This is a genomic window from Leeuwenhoekiella sp. H156 (genome assembly GCF_052218455.1).
Taxonomy (GTDB): Bacteria; Bacteroidota; Bacteroidia; order Flavobacteriales; family Flavobacteriaceae; genus Leeuwenhoekiella; species Leeuwenhoekiella parthenopeia.
Genome location: NZ_CP197499.1, coordinates 2,145,419 through 2,164,256 on the forward strand (window position 1 = coordinate 2,145,419; position 18,838 = coordinate 2,164,256).

General features: G+C 39.8%; 18 protein-coding genes. 13 read left to right on the top strand and 5 right to left on the bottom strand.

Annotation, left to right across the window (positions count from 1 at the left end):
• The first annotated feature begins 84 nt into the window (after positions 1-84).
• On the top strand, positions 85-873 hold the full coding sequence (gene rpsB / locus ACSSS3_RS09325) for a 30S ribosomal protein S2 (RefSeq protein ID WP_442847339.1): 789 nt from the start codon (positions 85-87) through the stop codon (positions 871-873).
• A 96-nt stretch (positions 874-969) separates the two neighbouring features.
• Positions 970-1,935 carry a translation elongation factor Ts gene (gene tsf, locus ACSSS3_RS09330; protein ID WP_442847340.1) on the top strand — a complete coding sequence of 322 codons (966 nt, stop codon included), beginning with the start codon at positions 970-972 and terminating at the stop codon, positions 1,933-1,935.
• Positions 1,936-2,140: 205 nt separating this feature from the next.
• On the opposite strand, the gene ACSSS3_RS09335 is transcribed toward tsf, so the two are convergent.
• The 3 genes from ACSSS3_RS09335 to ACSSS3_RS09345 all read right to left on the bottom strand — a co-directional run bounded on the left by ACSSS3_RS09335 (position 2,141) and on the right by ACSSS3_RS09345 (position 4,587).
• Positions 2,141-2,644, bottom strand: a complete 504-nt coding sequence (locus tag ACSSS3_RS09335; RefSeq protein WP_442847341.1) for a hypothetical protein — start codon at positions 2,642-2,644, stop codon at positions 2,141-2,143.
• Positions 2,645-2,864: 220 nt separating this feature from the next.
• On the bottom strand, positions 2,865-3,470 hold the full coding sequence (locus ACSSS3_RS09340) for a hypothetical protein (protein WP_442847342.1): 606 nt from the start codon (positions 3,468-3,470) through the stop codon (positions 2,865-2,867).
• Entirely contained in the window at positions 3,439-4,587 is a 1,149-nt protein-coding gene (locus ACSSS3_RS09345; protein WP_442847343.1) for a hypothetical protein, read from the bottom strand. Before ACSSS3_RS09345 ends, ACSSS3_RS09340 begins: the two co-directional genes overlap by 32 nt.
• A 141-nt stretch (positions 4,588-4,728) precedes the next feature.
• Between ACSSS3_RS09345 and pyrH the strand changes: the two genes are divergently transcribed.
• The 11 genes from pyrH (at position 4,729) to ACSSS3_RS09400 (ending at position 17,543) form a co-directional block, all read left to right on the top strand.
• A complete protein-coding gene (gene pyrH / locus ACSSS3_RS09350) occupies positions 4,729-5,436 on the top strand; it encodes a UMP kinase (protein WP_099644638.1) in 708 nt (235 codons plus the stop codon).
• A gap of 110 nt (positions 5,437-5,546) precedes the next feature.
• The gene (gene frr, locus ACSSS3_RS09355; protein WP_228228693.1) at positions 5,547-6,110 is read left to right on the top strand and encodes a ribosome recycling factor; all 564 of its coding nucleotides are present in this window, start codon (positions 5,547-5,549) and stop codon (positions 6,108-6,110) included.
• A 180-nt stretch (positions 6,111-6,290) separates the two neighbouring features.
• The gene (locus ACSSS3_RS09360; protein WP_442847344.1) at positions 6,291-8,366 is read left to right on the top strand and encodes a DUF5686 family protein; all 2,076 of its coding nucleotides are present in this window, start codon (positions 6,291-6,293) and stop codon (positions 8,364-8,366) included.
• A 101-nt stretch (positions 8,367-8,467) separates the two neighbouring features.
• Positions 8,468-10,882, top strand: coding sequence for an efflux RND transporter permease subunit (locus ACSSS3_RS09365; RefSeq protein WP_442847345.1), 2,415 nt, complete (start codon positions 8,468-8,470; stop codon positions 10,880-10,882).
• 106 nt (positions 10,883-10,988) lie between these two features.
• Positions 10,989-12,428, top strand: coding sequence for an asparagine--tRNA ligase (asnS, locus tag ACSSS3_RS09370; protein WP_442847346.1), 1,440 nt, complete (start codon positions 10,989-10,991; stop codon positions 12,426-12,428).
• Positions 12,429-12,584: 156 nt separating this feature from the next.
• On the top strand, positions 12,585-13,229 hold the full coding sequence (locus tag ACSSS3_RS09375) for a hypothetical protein (RefSeq protein ID WP_442847347.1): 645 nt from the start codon (positions 12,585-12,587) through the stop codon (positions 13,227-13,229).
• 20 nt (positions 13,230-13,249) lie between these two features.
• Positions 13,250-13,981 (top strand): hypothetical protein, encoded by a 732-nt coding sequence (locus tag ACSSS3_RS09380; protein ID WP_442847348.1) that lies wholly within the window; start codon positions 13,250-13,252, stop codon positions 13,979-13,981.
• Positions 13,982-14,740 (top strand): sensor histidine kinase, encoded by a 759-nt coding sequence (locus ACSSS3_RS09385; protein WP_442847349.1) that lies wholly within the window; start codon positions 13,982-13,984, stop codon positions 14,738-14,740.
• Positions 14,741-14,744: 4 nt separating this feature from the next.
• Complete coding sequence (locus ACSSS3_RS09390) at positions 14,745-15,380, top strand: response regulator transcription factor (RefSeq protein ID WP_442847350.1); 636 nt, start codon at positions 14,745-14,747, stop codon at positions 15,378-15,380.
• A gap of 100 nt (positions 15,381-15,480) precedes the next feature.
• Positions 15,481-16,935: an RNA polymerase factor sigma-54 gene (gene rpoN / locus ACSSS3_RS09395; RefSeq protein ID WP_442847351.1), complete on the top strand. Its 1,455-nt coding sequence runs from the start codon at positions 15,481-15,483 to the stop codon at positions 16,933-16,935.
• The gene (locus ACSSS3_RS09400) at positions 16,935-17,543 is read left to right on the top strand and encodes a hypothetical protein (RefSeq protein ID WP_442847352.1); all 609 of its coding nucleotides are present in this window, start codon (positions 16,935-16,937) and stop codon (positions 17,541-17,543) included. The genes rpoN and ACSSS3_RS09400 overlap by 1 nt, the downstream gene beginning before the upstream one ends.
• On the opposite strand, the gene ACSSS3_RS09405 is transcribed toward ACSSS3_RS09400, so the two are convergent.
• Positions 17,531-18,235: a porin family protein gene (locus tag ACSSS3_RS09405; RefSeq protein WP_442847353.1), complete on the bottom strand. Its 705-nt coding sequence runs from the start codon at positions 18,233-18,235 to the stop codon at positions 17,531-17,533. The genes ACSSS3_RS09400 and ACSSS3_RS09405 overlap by 13 nt on opposite strands.
• Before the next feature lie 108 nt (positions 18,236-18,343).
• Positions 18,344-18,826, bottom strand: coding sequence for an ExbD/TolR family protein (locus ACSSS3_RS09410; protein ID WP_228228704.1), 483 nt, complete (start codon positions 18,824-18,826; stop codon positions 18,344-18,346).
• Positions 18,827-18,838: the final 12 nt, after the last annotated feature.

Consider the following 18,838-nt stretch of genomic DNA (forward strand, 5'->3'; position numbering starts at 1 on the left):
TTTAGCATCTAAATAGCTAAGGCGCGGTTTAACACCAACCACTTAACTATTGCTACTACAACGGGAACGTAAACGAATTTTAAAATGGCAAAAACAGAAAATGTAAAGGATTTACTGGATGCTGGTGTACACTTTGGTCACCTAACCAGAAGATGGGATCCTAACATGGCACCATATATCTATATGGAGCGCAATGGCATTCACATCATAAATCTGTACAAAACAGCTGCAAAACTTGCTGAGGCTTCAGAAGCACTTAGTAAAATCGCAGCTTCAGGTAGAAAAATACTTTTTGTAGCTACCAAAAAACAAGCAAAAGAAATTGTTGCAGATCACGCAAGCCGTGCTAAGATGCCTTACATCACAGAGCGCTGGCCGGGTGGTATGTTAACCAACTTTGTAACCATACGTAAAGCGGTTAAGAAAATGCAGACCGTAGACCGTATGAAGCAGGATGGTCGTTTTGACAGCTTGTCTAAAAAAGAGCAATTACAAATGAACCGTATGCGTGACAAACTCGAGAAGAACTTAGGTTCTATCGAAGATATGACACGTCTTCCGGGAGCTTTATTTGTAGTTGACATCAAGCGTGAACACATTGCGATTAAAGAAGCTCAAAAATTAAACATTCCAATCTTTGCGATGGTTGATACCAACTCAGACCCACGTCAGGTTGATTATGCCATCCCATCTAATGACGATGCTTCTAAATCTATTGAGAAAATCATCGCTAACGTAGCAGACGCTATCGTAGAAGGTCTTTCTGAGCGTAAGGCAAACAAAGACAAAGACGATAAGCCAAAAGCTAAAAAAGCTGACAAGCCTGCAAAAGCTAAAAAAGCCAAGGCAGTAGCTAGCGACGAAGAAGAATAGTATTTAACAATTTGATAATAGCTGAAGTCGTTTAGTATACTGCAATTTTGCACTAAACTAAACGACTTTTGTTTTAACTCATAAAACGTAAATAACATGGCAAAAATAACAGCCGCAGAAGTAAATAAACTAAGACAGGCTACCGGTGCCGGTATGATGGATTGTAAAAATGCATTAGTAGAGGCAGACGGGGATTTTGACAAAGCAATTGCTGTACTTCGTAAGAAAGGTCAGAAAGTTGCTGAAAAGCGTGCAGATCGCGATTCAAGCGAAGGTGTTGTTGTAGCAAAAATCAACGACGCTAACAATAAAGGTGTGGTATTCTCTTTGAACTGTGAGACCGACTTTGTTGCGAAAAATGATACCTACGTAGAATTGGCTACTAAATTGGGTGAAATCGCAATCAACCACGACTCAAAAGAATCTTTCCTTGAAGCAGATTTTGGTGGAATGACCGTTTCTGAAAAATTAATCGAGCAAACCGGTGTTATTGGTGAGAAACTAGAAATAGGCGGTTTTGAAGTGCTTGAGGCTCCTTTCGTAGGTTCTTACGTGCACGGAAACAAAATCGGTGCATTGACCGGTCTTTCTAAAGCTACAGACAATGCTGAAGAAACTGCGAAAGTAGTATCTATGCAGGTTGCTTCTATGGGTGCAACAACTTTGTCTTACAAGGATTTTGATCCTGAATTTGTTGCTAACGAAACCGAAGCGCGTATCGCAGCTATCGAAAAAGAAAATGAAGAGTTAGGTCGTTTAGGTAAAACCAAAAAGAACGTACCGCTTTACATCTCTATGTCTCAGTTAACTCCTGAAGTTATGGCTAGGGCAGAAGCAGATATCAAAGAAGAGTTGAAAGCAGAAGGTAAGCCTGAGCAAATCTGGGATCGTATCGTTCCCGGTAAGTTAGAGCGTTTTGTTGCAGACAACACTACTCTTGATAACGAGAAAGCATTACTAGACCAGGTATTTATTATGGACGACAGCAAGAATGTTGCTCAGTACGTAAAAGACCAGGGTGATGCAGAAGTTGTAGGCTTTAAGCGTGTAAGTTTGGCTTAATTCGTCTAGACGAAATTATATTTCTAAGGGGGCTGCCAATTGGTAGCCTTTTTTTTGTTTAGACGATTTATAAAATAGACCTCTTTGTTTTTGAATTCAGAATAATTTAATTTTCAATTAGCAAATATTTTATAGGTCCCTTTACATCTGCTCTTCCATATAAAATGAAATAATCTTTGCCAATTTCTTGAATAGGCCATATTTTTTAGAATTGGTTTCCCTTGGTAAGAGCTAAAAAATAAGTATTTTGCCAGCTTACAATTTTCAAAAATGAATCCTCAAACTTGTAATTGGAAAATGTTTTAAGTTTTGGCGATAAATCAGATTTGTTTATAGTTATGATATCCTTGTTGTATTTTGAGTTTCGTGAAATTTCTTTAAAAGAAAGTGTTTCGGTAAGATCAAAAGGATTTAGCAAAACTGTAGGATTTATTCTTATAAATTGTGGTTTATATTTCGAATTGCCGTTTTCTTCTGTAGTAATTTCTAAACAATCATTATCAATGAACCTGTAAAATTCTGTCTGGCTACCTTTTTTAATAGTCTTATTTAAAGAGTCTATCTCAACTGGAAATTCATTTATGAGTTTGTTAAACTCATACGCTCTTTCAATATTGTTTTCGTATTCTAATATAATGCAAGAAGGAACAGTATAGGTGGTTTCGTCGACCATCAGTAGCCATTTACCTGCTATGTTTTGACTAGACAAAGTGCAAAATATTATAAGAATATACTATTTTCATAGTTTGGATCGAACAGTGTAAAGAATACTAGATAAGAATAGAAATATTAAAATTAAAATATACGGATACGCAATAACGACGTACAGATCTTTGATATTTATATATAATAGTTCATCCCAAAGGATATAAATTCCTAATAATAAAAAAGCACTCAATGTTATCCATATTTTTAGAAATTTAGACATATTATCTCGTGTAAAAACTTTCTGCAAAAAAAGCATTGTAATATGTGAATTTTTCGCCACTCGGAATTGCAGATATTTTTTTGTCAACTAGTTCATTTGGAAATTCATATAAACCCAATTTGGAAGATAAGAACATACGTATTTTACGTATAATTTTAGTATATTCTTGAGTTTCTAAAGATTCTACTCTATATGGTAACCCATTCCATTTTGGAAAGTTATCTTTTTCTCTATTTAAGTTTAAAACATGAATATGAAAAAAGGGTATAACTCTACTTAAGTTAATGCAAATAGAATGACTATTTTTTTTTTCATAATTATCTTTTATTAGTTGAACATTGTGACAGATGCCAGTTGAAAGTGGTAAAGTATAATCTTGAACAGTAGTGTAATCATTTTGTCTTTTTAAATCCTCTAGGAAACTTAGGCATTTGCTAGCGCATATTTCTGGATTAATATGAATTATAGTACCGTTTAATCTCAATTCATATTGCCACGACTTGATTTTATTTAGTTCTTTATAACAATTTGATTTTGAATAGGTTTTTTTGAAAATACTGTTGTATTTCTCCAAATCATGCACATCCTCCCATTTTACCAGTTTCATATTTTTTTGAATTAAGGTTATATGGATTCCCTCTACGAACTGAACCACCATCACTTCTTTCTCTAAACACTTGTTTTAGTCTATCTTCAAACCATCGATTAACATCGTATTCTGAAAAGTCATACTTATCTTGGAAATGTTTTACTGTATCCCAAGCTGCTTTTTGAATAGACTCAGCAGATAACTCAGCAGCGGCTCCTGTGGAAAGCGTATTGTTAAATCTATCTTTAGACCAAGTTTCAAAAGTTAGTAACGGAATCTTTATCTCATAGTGTTGGTAATTAGACATAGTGCCTACTTTAACACGCATATAAAATTCTGAAATTACTGCTGCTTGCCAGTCGGTGGCAACATTTTTAAAATCAAAACTTTTACAACTTGGAGGAGGGTTTTCAGTAGTTGTAGGAGAACTCCCGCCACCACCGCCTGAAGTATATCCCCCTGAAGTTGGGTATTCATCTTCTGTTACGGGGGGAACGATACTGGTATAGGCAATGTATGTTACTGGAGGCTTATAGGCAGTGGTAATAATTACCTCCTCTAAATCTTGTTCACAAAAATCAGAGTTTGTGTTTAGGTCTTCATTGCACTCTCCTGATTTTTGGTTATTCTTGGTTTTAGATTTATTTTCAATCTTAGAAGTGTAGGTAGCCAGTAAATAGCCGCTTTGCATTTTATAACCCATCAAGAAATTTCCGGCGATATCAGTAGTTATTATGGTGCCTGTAAAGTTTTTTTTGTCCGTTTTGCCTGTTGGGTAATAATGAAGTATTGAAGCTTTAATAGAGTCATTTACCCTCAATAAATAAATATCATTCTTATTTGAGGATAAAACGGTTTTTGTAGGTACAACGAATAAACTGTCTGGAAATCGATCAATGTTTTCGTAAAAAGCTTTATCGTAATTAAGATCAAAATAATGTAGAGATGATTTATTTTGATTAGTTGAATTCAGGAACTGAAAAGCTTCGTCTTTTGAGACTGTTTTTGTTTTCTCCTGCTTTTGTTCTAAAATTAAATCGGTTGTATCATCTTTTTCACAGCTTTGAAATAGCAAAAAACTGATGCAAACCAGTAAAGTAAAACGTAATCTTTGAAAGTAATTTTTTTTCATCATAATGCGAGTTAAAAGTTTAGTTACATTATGCTGTAGGGAGGAGATGAATATAGTATTTTTTTCTAAATAAACTATACAAGGTATTTCCACTTTTACCACAACCACATTTAACCGTATATTTGCCCAAAATTTTCTACAGCCATGCAATACAAACGCATCCTACTCAAATTATCAGGTGAAGCATTAATGGGAAAACGCCAGTACGGCATTGACCCGGACCGTTTAGCAGAATATGCAGATGAGATCAAAAGTGTTTTAGATAAAGGAGTAGAAGTGGCAATCGTAATTGGTGGCGGAAACATCTTTAGAGGAGTAGCCGGTGCCAGCCGCGGGATGGACCGCGTGCAGGGCGATCATATGGGAATGCTGGCAACCGTAATCAACGGTCTGGCTTTACAAAGCGCCCTTGAGGAAGCCGGGATTCAAACCCGTCTGCAAAGTGCTATCAAAATAAATGAAGTAGCAGAGCCGTTTATCCGCCGCCGTGCTATTCGGCACTTAGAAAAAGGGCGTGTGGTGATCTTTGGTGGTGGTACCGGTAACCCGTATTTTACTACAGATTCTGCCGCGGTATTACGCGCTATAGAAATTAATGCAGATGTAATCCTAAAAGGAACCCGCGTAGATGGTATTTATACCAGCGATCCCGAGAAAGACAGCAAAGCTGTGAAGTTTGATTTCATCAGTTTTGAAGATGTCCTGCAAAAAGGCTTAAAAGTAATGGATACTACAGCATTTACCCTAAGTCAGGAAAATGAATTGCCTATTATCGTTTTTGATATGAACAAACAGGGCAATCTGCTTAAAGTGGTTGAGGGCGAAAACATAGGTACTACCGTAAACCTCTAACAGGCCAAATCACGAATTAAAAGCCGTGCATTTTTTTGCGCAGCGGTTATTACCAAAATGATTTTACTATTTTTAACTGGTTTTTTTAAAAAGCTAAAATTCTAAAAGCTATGAACGAAGACATTCAATTTATACTAGACGAGGCTAAAGAAGCGATGGAAAATGCCATCGTTCACCTGAAAAAGCAATTTGCCAATATCAGAGCTGGAAAGGCCAGTCCGTCAATGGTAGGTAGTGTGATGGTTGATTACTACGGCAGCCAGACTCCGCTTACGCAGGTGGCCAATGTAAACACTCCTGATGGTAGAACGCTTTCTATTCAGCCCTGGGAAAAGGCGATGATTCCTGAAATTGAAAAGGCGATTATGAATTCAAACCTGGGTTTTAACCCCATGAATAACGGGGAGAGTGTGATCATCAACGTACCGCCACTTACTGAAGAGCGTCGTAAAGACTTGGTAAAGCAAGCCAAAGCCGAAGCCGAAGATTCTAAAATCGGGGTGCGTAATGATCGTAAGAATGCCAATAATGAGATTAAAAAACTTGAGAAAGAAGGTCTCGCAGAAGATTTATGTCGAAATGCCGAGGTAGATGTTCAGGAGCTTACCGATATTCATATTAAAAGAATAGACGAGCTGCTTGCGGTAAAGGAAAAAGAAATTCTTACCGTATAACAGACGTTAAACTACTCCTAAGAGCGACCCAAGGGTCGCTTTTTTTATCCTAATTTTAGACATTTGGCTTGAATTACACTCTGTAATGCACATTAATCTGCCCGTTCTGTAATGCATAAAATCCTATTTTTTTGCTCTTTTTTTGCTCTCTGCCTGGCTTCTGGCTTTGCGCAACAGCAAATGACCTATACAGATTCAGTGATTAAAAAGGCGATTGCCAATCGTTCAGAAAACAATCCACAGCAGGCACTACCGTATTTTAGTTATACCACGTACGAGAAAACAATTATTACCGATTCGCTCGAGCGCGAGAACAATGCGCACGCCTTTTTTGCAGAGAAGGTTTCAGAAAATCAATACGATGAGACTGCTGGTTTTAAGGAAGAAGTTTTGGGGTTTAACATGGCCGGTTTTACTGAGCCTCGTTATGAGGTTTTGGGAATCACCCTGCAATCCCGCTCATTTTACGATGAAGATTACGAGATTTTTAATTACCGCTACGCCGGCCCTTTATCTACCCGCGGACTCAAAAATTACTACTACGCTTTTGTAAAAGATACCATGATTCTAAACCGGTCGAGTTTGATGATCGAGTTTTGGCCACAGCGGTCTGAAACCATTCCCGGTCTGAGCGGAGTTTTATATCTGGATGCTCAAACGCTTGCCATTCAAAAAATGCAAATTGCGATTCAGGATGAATTGATAGCCCGTATCGAGCAGGAATACCGCTACTTTGCACAGGAGGATATTTATATGCCCGCGTCTAATAAGCTGTACATCGAAAAAGGCGATACTTCAAAACGCCTTTCTTTTTTCAGAGGTAAAATTTCCGTAGGAACGCTAGAAAACAGTCCGGTTAAGGAAGCAATTGAAGGGCGCTATCTCTTATCTACCTCGTACAATTCGGCTTTTAACTTTTCGCAAAGCGAAAAAATCACACACCCCAATCTGGCAATCGAAGTACTGGAAGATGCAGGCTCAAAACCGGAAACGTTTTGGGAAGAATACCGCGATCAGGCTCTTTCCCAACGGGATTTGAACAGTTTTAAATACCTGAATGATGTTGTCAAGACTGAAAATATTGAGCGTCGCCTTGCAGTCATTAACAATTTCGGGATCGGTTATTACACGCTTGATTTCTTTGATTTTGATCTGACCTATCCGGTTAAATTCAACAATTACGAAGGTTTGCGCCTGGGCTTGGGTGGAGTTACCAATGCCGATTTTAGTGAGCGTTTCCGGCTGGAAGGCTATACCGCCTACGGGTTTAAAGACCATACCTGGAAGTACGGTATAGGTGGCGGTATTATGCTCAACAAATCGCACGGGGCCTGGCTAAGTCTCACTTACAACGACGATTTGCAGGAAGTGGGAAGCTTCAATTACCTTACAGACCGTCGCGTCTATTCGCTTTTCGAGCCCCGGCTGGTCAACATCACCCAGTTTTTTGACTACAAAACCCTAAGACTGAATCAGGAATATCAAATCACGCCAAAAATCCTTTCGGAGTTTCAATTTGCCAAGACAAACGTGCTGCAAACTCAGGATTATACCTTTGTTCTTGGTGATGAGGCGTATAGCGAATACGATATTACCGAAGCTACTTTTGGATTGCGTTGGAGCCCTTCCAGCAAAATTATGCGATCTGAAAAAGGTACGGTTGAGATTTATGATGGCTATCCTAAGGTAACCGCACAGGTTTCCAGAGGAATCTCAGGTTTGCTTAACGGAGATTTTGACTTCACCCGATTGGGTGCCAAGTTTTTTTATCAGGTAGAACGACTTAATAAATCAACCACCGAATTTTTAATCGAGGGGAAGATGGCTTTTGGAGAGGTGCCACTAACGCATCTATTTCACGCTTACCCGAATGCGCCAACTAAAGAAACGGTGATGCAGCGCTTTTCGGTGGCTGGGGTAAACAGTTTTGAAACGATGTATTTTGGGGAGTTCTTTTCAGATCGTCTCGCGACTTTACAAATCAAGCACCGCTTGAGACCTTTAGATTTAGGCGAAAAGTTTAAACCTGAAATGGTTTTGATCACACGCTATGCTATAGGCGATATTTCAAATATGGAAAGGCATCAGGATGTTAGTTTCGGCAGGCTGAATAAAGGCTACACCGAATCTGGCCTGGAGATCAATAAGATTCTCTTTGGTTTTGGTACCAGTCTGACCTACAGATATGGAGCGTATCATTTGCCCAGAACTGCAGACAATCTTGCTTTTAAGTTCACCTTCAATCTCCAATTGTGATTCAATCAGCACTTTTGGCTGTTAGCAGCACCTCTTTTCCTGTTGCTTTGCGGTAAAATCGGCTTATATTGAGTACCTTTGCGCCCTCTTAAATTAGAACGATGACCAAGCTTTTGGGGTACGGATTTTGGAACAGCGTCGCGCGTCTTATTTTACGCAATCGGCTATTTATTCTTTTTCTTATTGCCGGTTTTACAGTATTTCTGGGAACGCAATGGCAGTATATGCGCTTTACCTATACCGAGGCCAATCTGCTGCCCGATGATCACGAGGTAAACCTCGAATACAACCGCTTTCTCGATCAGTTTGGGGAAGAAGGCAATCTGGTGGTTTTTGGTATAAAAGATTCCACGCTTTTTACGCCCGAAATTCTCAATAAATGGAATGCGCTTTCAGACTCTATCAATCAATTTGACGCAGTCGCGCTTTCGGTTTCCTTAAAAGATTTAAAAATCCTTCAGAAGGAAGAAGACCCCCAGCGTTTTGATCTGGAGCCTTTTATTGAAGGCGATATTAATACCAAACTTCAGGCGTTAGCCTTAAAGAAAAAACTCTTTACAGACCTGCCCTTTTACGAGGGACTCATCTACAACAAAGAGACGGGTACGGTACGTACTGCGGTCTACCTTAAAAAAGACATTGTCAATACCGCAGCGCGAAAAGATTTCATTCTCGATGACCTGATCCCGCTGATTCAGGATTTTGAAGATGAAACCGGCATTACGGTGCACACGAGTGGGATGCCCTACATACGCACACTCAACAGCAAAACCATAATTGGAGAAATCGGCTATTTTGTAGGTGGTGCACTTTTGGTCACCTCGCTTATCTTTTTCTTCTTTTTCAGATCGTATCGGGCCACGTTTATTTCTATGATTACGGTGGTAATTGGGGTGATGTGGGCTTTTGGATTTTTGGGACTTTTAGGTTATGAAATCACGGTTCTTACTGCGCTGATTCCGCCTTTGATTATTGTAATCGGGATTCCTAACTGTATCTTTTTGATCAATAAATACCAGCAGGAATATAAAAATCACGGTAATAAAATTAAAGCGCTTCAGCGTGTAATCACCAAAGTGGGTAACGCCACCCTAATGACCAATATCACTACGGCTTCGGGTTTTGCGACCTTTATTTTGACGCAAAGTTCGCTGTTGAAAGAGTTTGGTATTGTCGCGTCTATCAATATTATCGCGATATTTTTGCTGAGCCTGTTGATCATTCCCATCATTTACAGCTATATGTCCCCGCCTAAAGAGCGTCACCTCAAACACCTGGGTAAAACCTGGATTGAAGGTTTTGTGAACTGGATTGAGCATTTGGTACGCAACAAGCGCGTTACCGTGTATTGTGTGGCTTTGGTTTTGCTTATCGCCAGTATGATTGGGATTTACAACATTCGCGTTTCGGGCAGTCTTATTGAAGATATGCCGAAGAAAACCGCGTTTTACAAGGATATTAAGTTTTTTGAAACCGAATTTGACGGCATTATGCCGCTCGAGATTCTTATTGATACCAAACGTCCCAAAGGCGTGATGAAGCTGCCTACCCTAAAACGGATGGATGAACTGGCAACCACGATTTCTGAAACACCGGAGCTTTCCAAGCCGGTTTCAATAGTGAATCTGGTGAAGTACGGGAAGCAGGCGTTTTACAATGGCGACCCGCAATACTATCAATTGCCTACTTCAAACGAACGCAATTTTATTTTGCCCTACGCCCAGAGTTTTTCAAATGAAGCCGGTTTGCTGGACAGTTATGTAGATTCTACGGGGCAGTATGCTCGAATGACGACCTTTATGCAGGACATCGGCACAGACCGTATGGAAATCATTGAAGAAAACCTGTACAACAAGATCAATATCCTATTTCCTGAAGATAAGTTTGACGTTACCCTGACCGGTAAAGCGTTGGTTTTTCAGAAGGGCACCGATTATTTGATCAATAATCTGGTTATCAGTCTTTCGCTGGCCATTTTGCTTATCGCTCTGTTTATGGCCTTTATGTTTCGGTCGCTTAAGATGATTTTGGTTTCCCTGATCCCGAATTTGTTGCCGCTGCTTATCACCGCCGGACTTATGGGCTTTTTGGGCGTTCCTATAAAACCTTCAACCATTTTGGTGTTTAGTATTGCCTTCGGAATTTCAGTCGATGATACCATTCACTTTCTGGCCAAATACCGTCAGGAACTGCGCAGCAGCGGCTGGAAGATCAAACGTTCGGTCTATGCTTCGGTTAAAGAAGCAGGAGTAAGTATGTTTTATACCTCGATTGTTTTGTTTTTTGGTTTTTCGGTCTTTATGATCAGTAGCTTCGGGGGAACCGTAGCGCTGGGAGGTTTGGTTTCGGTAACGCTGATATTTGCCATGCTTTCCAATCTGGTATTACTGCCGTCTTTATTGCTTTCGCTGGAGCGAAATATCGCCAACAAAGAAGACTTTAAGAAACCCGCCATTCAAATTTTGGACGAGGTTGATGAGGACGATCTGGAAGAGTTTAATCGCGATAGTAATTAAAAGCCCATTTTTTGACTGGAACTGCCGTAAAATTTATCTTTGCCGACAATACAATTAAACTTAAAAGTAAAAGAACCTTAGCGGGATCTTTCTAAAATAGAATTAGATGAAAAAAACAATCGTACACATTTTAAAAGACGAACCAAAAGAGCAGGAGCTCACGGTTAAAGGTTGGGTAAAATCATTTCGCGCAAACCGGTTTATAGCGCTTAATGACGGGTCAACCATCAATAATTTACAGTGTGTGGTTGATTTCGAAAATACAGACCCGGCTTTGCTGAAACGTATCACGGTAGGTGCCGCAATCGCTGTTACCGGAAATCTAATAGCCAGTCAGGGTGGTGGTCAGGCGGTTGAAGTTGACGTGAAGGAGGTTAAAATACTTGGCGATGCAGATCCTGAAGAGGTAAAGCGCACCATCCTGCAGCCCAAGCGTCATACACTCGAGAAGCTGCGTGAGCAGGCTCACCTGCGCGTGCGTACCAATACCTTTGGCGCGGTGATGCGTCTGCGTTCACAACTGAGCTTTGCCGTGCATCAGTATTTTCAAAAAGAAGGTTTTTATTATGTAAATACACCCATCATTACCGGTAGTGATGCAGAGGGTGCTGGCGAAATGTTTAAAGTTACGGCCTTAGACATTAAGAATCCGCCAAAGGATAAAGACGGAAACATCGATTATAAAAAAGATTTCTTCGGAAAGGAAACCAATCTGACGGTTTCCGGACAATTGGAAGGGGAAACCTATGCCTTAGGTTTGGGGCAGATTTATACTTTTGGGCCAACTTTTAGAGCTGAAAATTCCAATACCAGTCGTCACCTTGCTGAGTTCTGGATGATTGAGCCGGAGGTGGCTTTTAACGATCTGGATGCCAATATGGATCTGGCCGAAGACTTCATCAAATACGTGATTCAGTATGTGATGGATAACGGGCAGGATGATCTCGAGTTTTTAGAAAACCGACTCATTCAGGAAGATAAGGCCAAACCCGAAGCAGAACGTGCGCCTATGCCGCTACGCGAAAAGCTGAAGTTTGTACTCGAAAACAACTTTAAACGCGTAAGCTATACCGAGGCGATTGATATTCTCAAGGATTCAAAACCCAATAAAAAGAAAAAATTCAATTATATCATTGAAGAGTGGGGTGCCGATCTGCAAAGTGAGCACGAGCGTTTTCTGGTTGAAAAACACTTTAAGTGCCCAGTGATCCTGTTTGATTATCCCGCAAACATCAAGGCGTTTTATATGCGTTTAAATGATGACGGGAAGACTGTACGTGCCATGGATATTCTCTTCCCGGGAATTGGGGAGATTGTAGGAGGTTCACAGCGGGAAGAGCGTTTAGAAGTGCTTCAGGAAAAGATGGCTGCGCTTGATATCCCCGAAGAAGAATTGTGGTGGTATCTCGATACCCGTCGTTTTGGTACCTGCGTACACAGTGGTTTTGGTTTGGGCTTTGAGCGTTTGGTGCTTTTTGCCACAGGTATGACAAACATTAGGGATGTGATTCCGTATCCGCGTTTTCCGCAAAATGCTGAATTCTAGTGGTAAACCTAAACTAAAGAACAACCCGATTTCAACAATCGGGTTTTTTTGGCTTCAGCCGAAAAAAGTTACGGGGATAAACCCCCTTTTTTCAGGGGAAATAGACGGTTGTGTTAAATAATGCTTAATTTCAGCCATTCATTAAAACTAACCCTTATGCGAAAAATTACTTTTTTTACGGCAGCACTACTTGCTGCTTTTTTAGTCACTTCCTGCGATAAACCTTGCGAATGTGAGGAGGCGGAAGCACCGATAACCGGAGTTCCGGGTAATATTATTCCTTTACAGGTTGCTGATTCGCTGTACCAAAACTACGGTAACAGCCGTGTGTCTTTAATCGAAATGGCTGAAAATATCACCGAAGAAGGCGATACCATTCCAAAGGATGACGTCAATTATAAGAAAGCGACCCGGGCCGTTAAATTTTCCTATAAAGAGCTTAAGCAGTATTTGGCATACATTGAACAAGAAGCTGATGCTGCAGGAGTAGATATTTTAGAACTGAGGGTCTATTTTGGTAAGTACCAAAACACATTTAAGCAAAAAAATAAAAAAGGCCGGGCTACCGTATTTTTAAATCCTGCATCAGAATTTACTTTGGCAGATGGTAAAAAAGATACCGTGAGTTACGCTATTATAACCGGCGTTGATGGTAAGAAACGTGCTGAAATGGTAGGTAAAATTCTCAATCCAAAAGAAGGAGAAGAGGGAGTTGTTGAAGGAGAAGAAGTAGATTCGCAATCAGGGGATCGTGGACAAATAATTCCTCCACCCTTTACTGATCCAAATGATTTTCAATAGAGAAAATACTTCACCCAAAATTGACTGAACCATTAGTAGTTATATCTGATTGGCAAGAGCGGCTTTCGCATGTTGTTTCTAATCCGTGGGTCCTATTTTTAAACTTTGCGGAATTGTTAAGCTTTGTTTTAGGAATGATTTACTTGAAAAAGTTTAAAAGAACCCCTGTAAGTTGGTTTATACTTTTTCTAGGATATAATTTTTTTAATGAAATGGTTGCTGGAGCCTATTACATAAGCGGCTTGGGCAATAATAATACGATTTTTTACAATGTTCATCAGGTAATATATATCAGCAGTTATTTCTCCCTTTTTTACTATTCAATAAGTTGGAAAAGTTTTAGAATGGCACTTTTTCTGTTTTATATAACTTGGTTAGTGAGCTTTGTTTATTTGTTATGCACAACTGATTTGATTTTAGAGTATGCTTTGTTATCGTCATTACTAGGGGATTTTCTAATAATGATAAGTGTTTTGTTTGTTTTAGTTGAAATTATTTATTCCGCAAGAGTTTCTGAAGAAAAGGATAATATTCTCATATACTTAGGATTAGGTCTTTTGATTTATTTGGTAGTAAATATTCCTACATCGGTAACGACCTTTTTGGGATGGGCAAAAATTGGAGGTGATACAGGACCCCGAATGGAATTTTATAAGATTTTGCGTGACGTTGGTACATTTACCGGTGCTTTGATGTATTTCATTTTTGCATACGGTTTTTATAAAGCAAAACCTCAAGAGGTCAAAAGTTAAATGGATCAGGGAACGCAACTTTTATTGATTTTAGTGGTCTTGCTGGTCTTGTTTTTACTGGCAGTGATTGTCTTTGTCTTGTTTTCGGTGTTTATGAAGCGTAAAAACGCATTATTGCGTGAACAAATAGAAGCCGAAAAACGATACGAGCGCGCCATTGCCGAGACGCAGATTGAAATTCGTGAAGAAACCCTGCGCAACATCAGCTGGGAATTGCACGACAATATTGGTCAGTTGCTCACCCTGGCCAAAATTAAAGCTCAAAACATTGAAGGCGGCGAAGAAATGCTGGAGGTAGCAGAAACCATTGGTACAGGTTTAAACGAGTTACGCGCACTTTCAAAGTCTATTAATCCCGAAGCGATTAACGGTCAATCGCTTATTCATTCTCTGGAGGTGGAGGTAGCCCGTTTTAATCGTTTAAAATACCTTTCTGCAGATTATGAGTTGCTGGGCGATCCTATTGTCATTGATCCTAAAGTAGAAATAGTATTATTCCGTATTGTACAGGAGTTTATGACCAATACCATGAAGCATTCTAAGGCTGCAAACCTTAAAATCAGTGTTCAGTTTAAGGTCGAAGCACTTGAAATTACCGCATTGGATAACGGTGTGGGTTTTGATGCCGAAAAATTGGCTGAAAAAGGTATCGGCCTAAGTAATATTGATAAACGCGCAGAACTAATAGGAGCAAAAGCCAGGATAAGCTCTATTCCCGGTGCCGGTACGCGTTTAGTGTTAACTTATCCATTAAAATAAAACTATGTATAGAGTTGCCCTTGTAGATGATCACACCCTTTTGTCTGAAGCTATCGCCGGACTGGTACGTCAGTTTGATAATTTTGAGGTGGTGTATATTGGACTAAATGGTAAGGAGTTTGTTGATTACCTTAATTCCGATCAGGCAGTTAAGCCCGACATAGTGCTGATGGATGTAAAGATGCCGGTTATGGGTGGTGTCGAAACCACTACACACCTTAGCAAACACCATCCGGATATTAAAGTGCTTGCACTTTCTATAGAGGAGGAGGAGAGTGTAGTGTTGCAAATGATTCGTGCCGGAGCAAAAGGGTATTTGCTTAAAGACACGCGTAAAGCGATCCTCGAGCAGGCGCTTAATGAGGTGTTGACACACGGTTTTTACTACACCAATACGGTTGAAAAACTGGTTAAACGTAATGAGGCATCGCATGAGGATGAAGTTACCTTAAAGGAGCGGGAGCTCGAATTTATAAAGCATGCCTGCACCGAAATGACCTACAAGGAAATCGCCGAGGTTATGTTTTTGAGCCCCAAGACCATAGAAGGTTACCGGGAGTCTGTTTTTCAAAAACTAGGACTTAAAAACCGAACCGGTCTTGTGATTTATGCGATTAAGAATAAGATTTTCGTACCCTAACCGGGGATATTAAAACCCTTCGGCACTGTATTAACAAAAGTTTGATATATCTTTCTAAAGTCAATTTCGTTACTTTTGTAGGTACAGATGGCTATAACTTATGCTTAAACAACAACTCAATTTTAAATTATCTCAAAAGCTTTCGCCTCAGCAAATACAGCTGATGAAACTTATTCAACTTCCTACGCAGGCTTTTGAGCAGCGCGTAAAGCAGGAGCTTGAAGAAAATCCTGCACTGGATAGTGGCAAGGAAGAGATAAAGGATGAATATGAGGAGTTTGATAACAGTGGGGAAGAAGACTACGATTCAGAAAAGATTGAAACAGAGATTGATGTTGATGATTACCTCTCTGATGATGAGATTCCCAGCTATCGCTTAAATACCAATAACTACAGTGCAGATGATGAGGAGCGCCAGATACCTTATGCAGGAGGAACCTCATTTACCCAGCATTTGATGAGCCAGTTGCATACCTACAGGCTTACTGATGAGCAGATGGAGATTGCCGAGTTTTTAATTGGAAGCATTGATGAAAGTGGGTATATACGTCGTGATCTTGTTGATTTGGTTGACGACCTGGCGTTTACTCAAAATATTTATACTTCAGAAGAGCAGGTGACCAAAATCCTTAAGGTGGTTCAAAATCTGGATCCCGCAGGAGTAGGGGCGCGCAGCCTGGAAGAATGTTTACTGATTCAGCTCCGTCGAAAAGACGAGACTGCCTCGGTTTCTTTGGCAATAGATATTCTGGAAGAAGCATTTGATCACTTCAGCAAAAAGCATTATACTAAGCTATTATCGAAGTTTGACATCAATGAAGATCAGCTTCGCGATGCTATTGACGAAATAGAACATCTCAACCCAAAGCCGGGAGGTTCATACGCCGGAAATACCAAGATTGTTGAGCATGTAATTCCAGATTTTACCATAAAAATAAACGACGGGGAACTAGAGCTAACGCTCAATGGCCGCAATGCTCCCGAAATGCATGTTTCGCAGGAATATACCAATATGCTAAAAGGCTATAAAGCCGCGAAGGAGAAAAGTAAATCCCAAAAGGATGCGGTGATGTTCATCAAACAAAAGCTTGATGCCGCAAAATGGTTTATTGAAGCTATAAAGCAACGCCAGCAAACGCTTTACGTCACGATGAGCTCAATTATGAACTATCAGAAGGAGTACTTCCTTACCGGTGATGAGCGTAATTTAAGGCCAATGATCTTAAAGGATATAGCCGATGAGATTGATATGGATGTTTCTACCGTTTCAAGGGTTGCAAATAGTAAGTATGTAGATACACCTTATGGTACCAAACTCATCAAGGAATTCTTTAGCGAAAGTATGACCAATGATCAGGGCGAGGAAGTTTCTACACGGGAGATTAAGAAAATCCTTGAGATCACCATTCAGGAAGAAAATAAGCGTAAGCCGCTTACTGATGATAAACTGGCTAAGATACTTAAAGAAAAGGGGTATCCCATCGCGAGGAGAACAGTTGCTAAATACCGGGAACAGCTTGATTTGCCGGTGGCACGTTTGCGTAAAGAAATTTAATGAGAATAGTGCTTCGTTTTTTTTCGTACCTGATGCATCCACTCCTAATGCCTATTCTTGGAGTTGTCATTTACTTTTATGTTACGCCAAAATTTGTGCCCGAGTCCTTTATGTATGCCAAATTATTTGCGTTGAGCATATTGACTATCGTAGTGCCGGTTCTTTTTTATTTTTTGTTAGAAAGTGTAAATGTGGTCTCAGACAAAGAACTTGCTTTGGTGAAAGAGAGACGTGTACCTTTATTGATACAGGTAGCCATTACGCTGCTTATTTTAAAACTGATCATCAATGGCTATGAGTTTCCCGAACTCTATTTGTTTTTCTTTGGGATATTAATAGCAGCTGCTTTTGCATTTTTATGCGCTGTACTGCGCTTCAAGGTAAGTCTGCATATGATAGGGGTGAGTGGTGTTTTACTCTTTGTAATGGGCTTAAGTATGCTGTACCAGTCTAATTTTTTGCTGCTCATCGGTTTCCTGGTCATTGCAATTGGCTTTACAGCAGCTTCCCGTCTTCAGTCTAAGGCTCATACGATGCCCGAGTTACTTGCGGGTTTAGTAGTAGGTGGACTTCCGCAGATCCTGCTCTTTGTTTTTTATAAGATGTAAAACATGAGTCCCAGCTTTAAGCTGTTTAGTTCAACCGGACTTCCTTCAAGACTTACAGCATCAGAGAAAAAGGAATTGATGTTGTAGTAAAAGAAAAAATTGAAGGTGTCGTAGCCAAAGGAAAAGGTTAAACCCAGGCGATAGCGTTCAAATTCGGGAACATCGGTCTGAATTACCTGATTTCCCTCCTGCTCAAAATTGAATTTGTACGCGTAAACGTATCCCAATTGCAGACCGCTGTAAATCCTCCAGAACTTATACGTTGAGGCTGTAGAAGTGCGCCAGCGCAGTTGTATGGGCATTTCAACCAGATAGGTGCTAAACCAGTTCTTGTCGTAGTCAATTTGATTATCAATAATTCGGAATATAGTTTCTTCTGAAGGCATTTCCCCAACGAAGAGGTTTTGGTTGTAGGTGTTCATAGATAAGCCAGCGCCTACTCCTATAGCCCAGTTTCTACGCTCATTAATAGGCATATCCCGTATAAAGCCCAAATGAAGTCCGCCGCTGAAGCCGTTTTGCTCCATCGCTTCAGGCTTGTTGGTGAGCAGGTTAAAGGTCACCGCCAAATAGAACTGATCTTCCCTAAAGCGGTCATCTACGCGAGTCGAGTCATTTTCAATAGATTCCTGAGCATACAAACCGGAATTCATCAGCAAGACGATTACAATAAGAAAATGATTAAGCCTCATATGTTGTGGGTTTTCGCTATACTATAAAATAACAAAAAAACGCTCTGAATAGTACAGAGCGTTTTTTCAAATTAATTTTAAGAGATATGCAATAAATCTAATCGAGTATTAATTGTTGTTTTCAACAGCGTCACCTTTTTTGGTAACATAATTAATTTTCAATGCATTCGCTGTGCGAAGTTCCTGTTTAATGTCTGAAATAAGACCCATCTTACTATCTCCATCAACTTTTAAAGCGGTAGTCAAAAATGGAACTACTTCCTCGCGTTTGCTGGCGCGTTCCTGATAGATGAAATCCTGTATTTCAGAAACATCTGCAAATTTATCATTAAGCTGAATTTTTGCAGAAGTACCATAAGTACCTTGATAACGCTCTACAGGCTCACCGGCATAGATATACATTACAAGATCTTTTTTATCAAGTTTCTCAACCTGGTTAGCTGTTGGTAAGTCATTTTTAACCATTAAGGTATTTTGACGCATTACGGTAGCAACCATGAAGAAGAAAAGTAACATAAAAACGATATCAGGCAACGAAGCTGTCGAAATAGCCGGTAGATCACCACTTTTTTTCTTATTAAACTTAGACATAAATAATAGGTT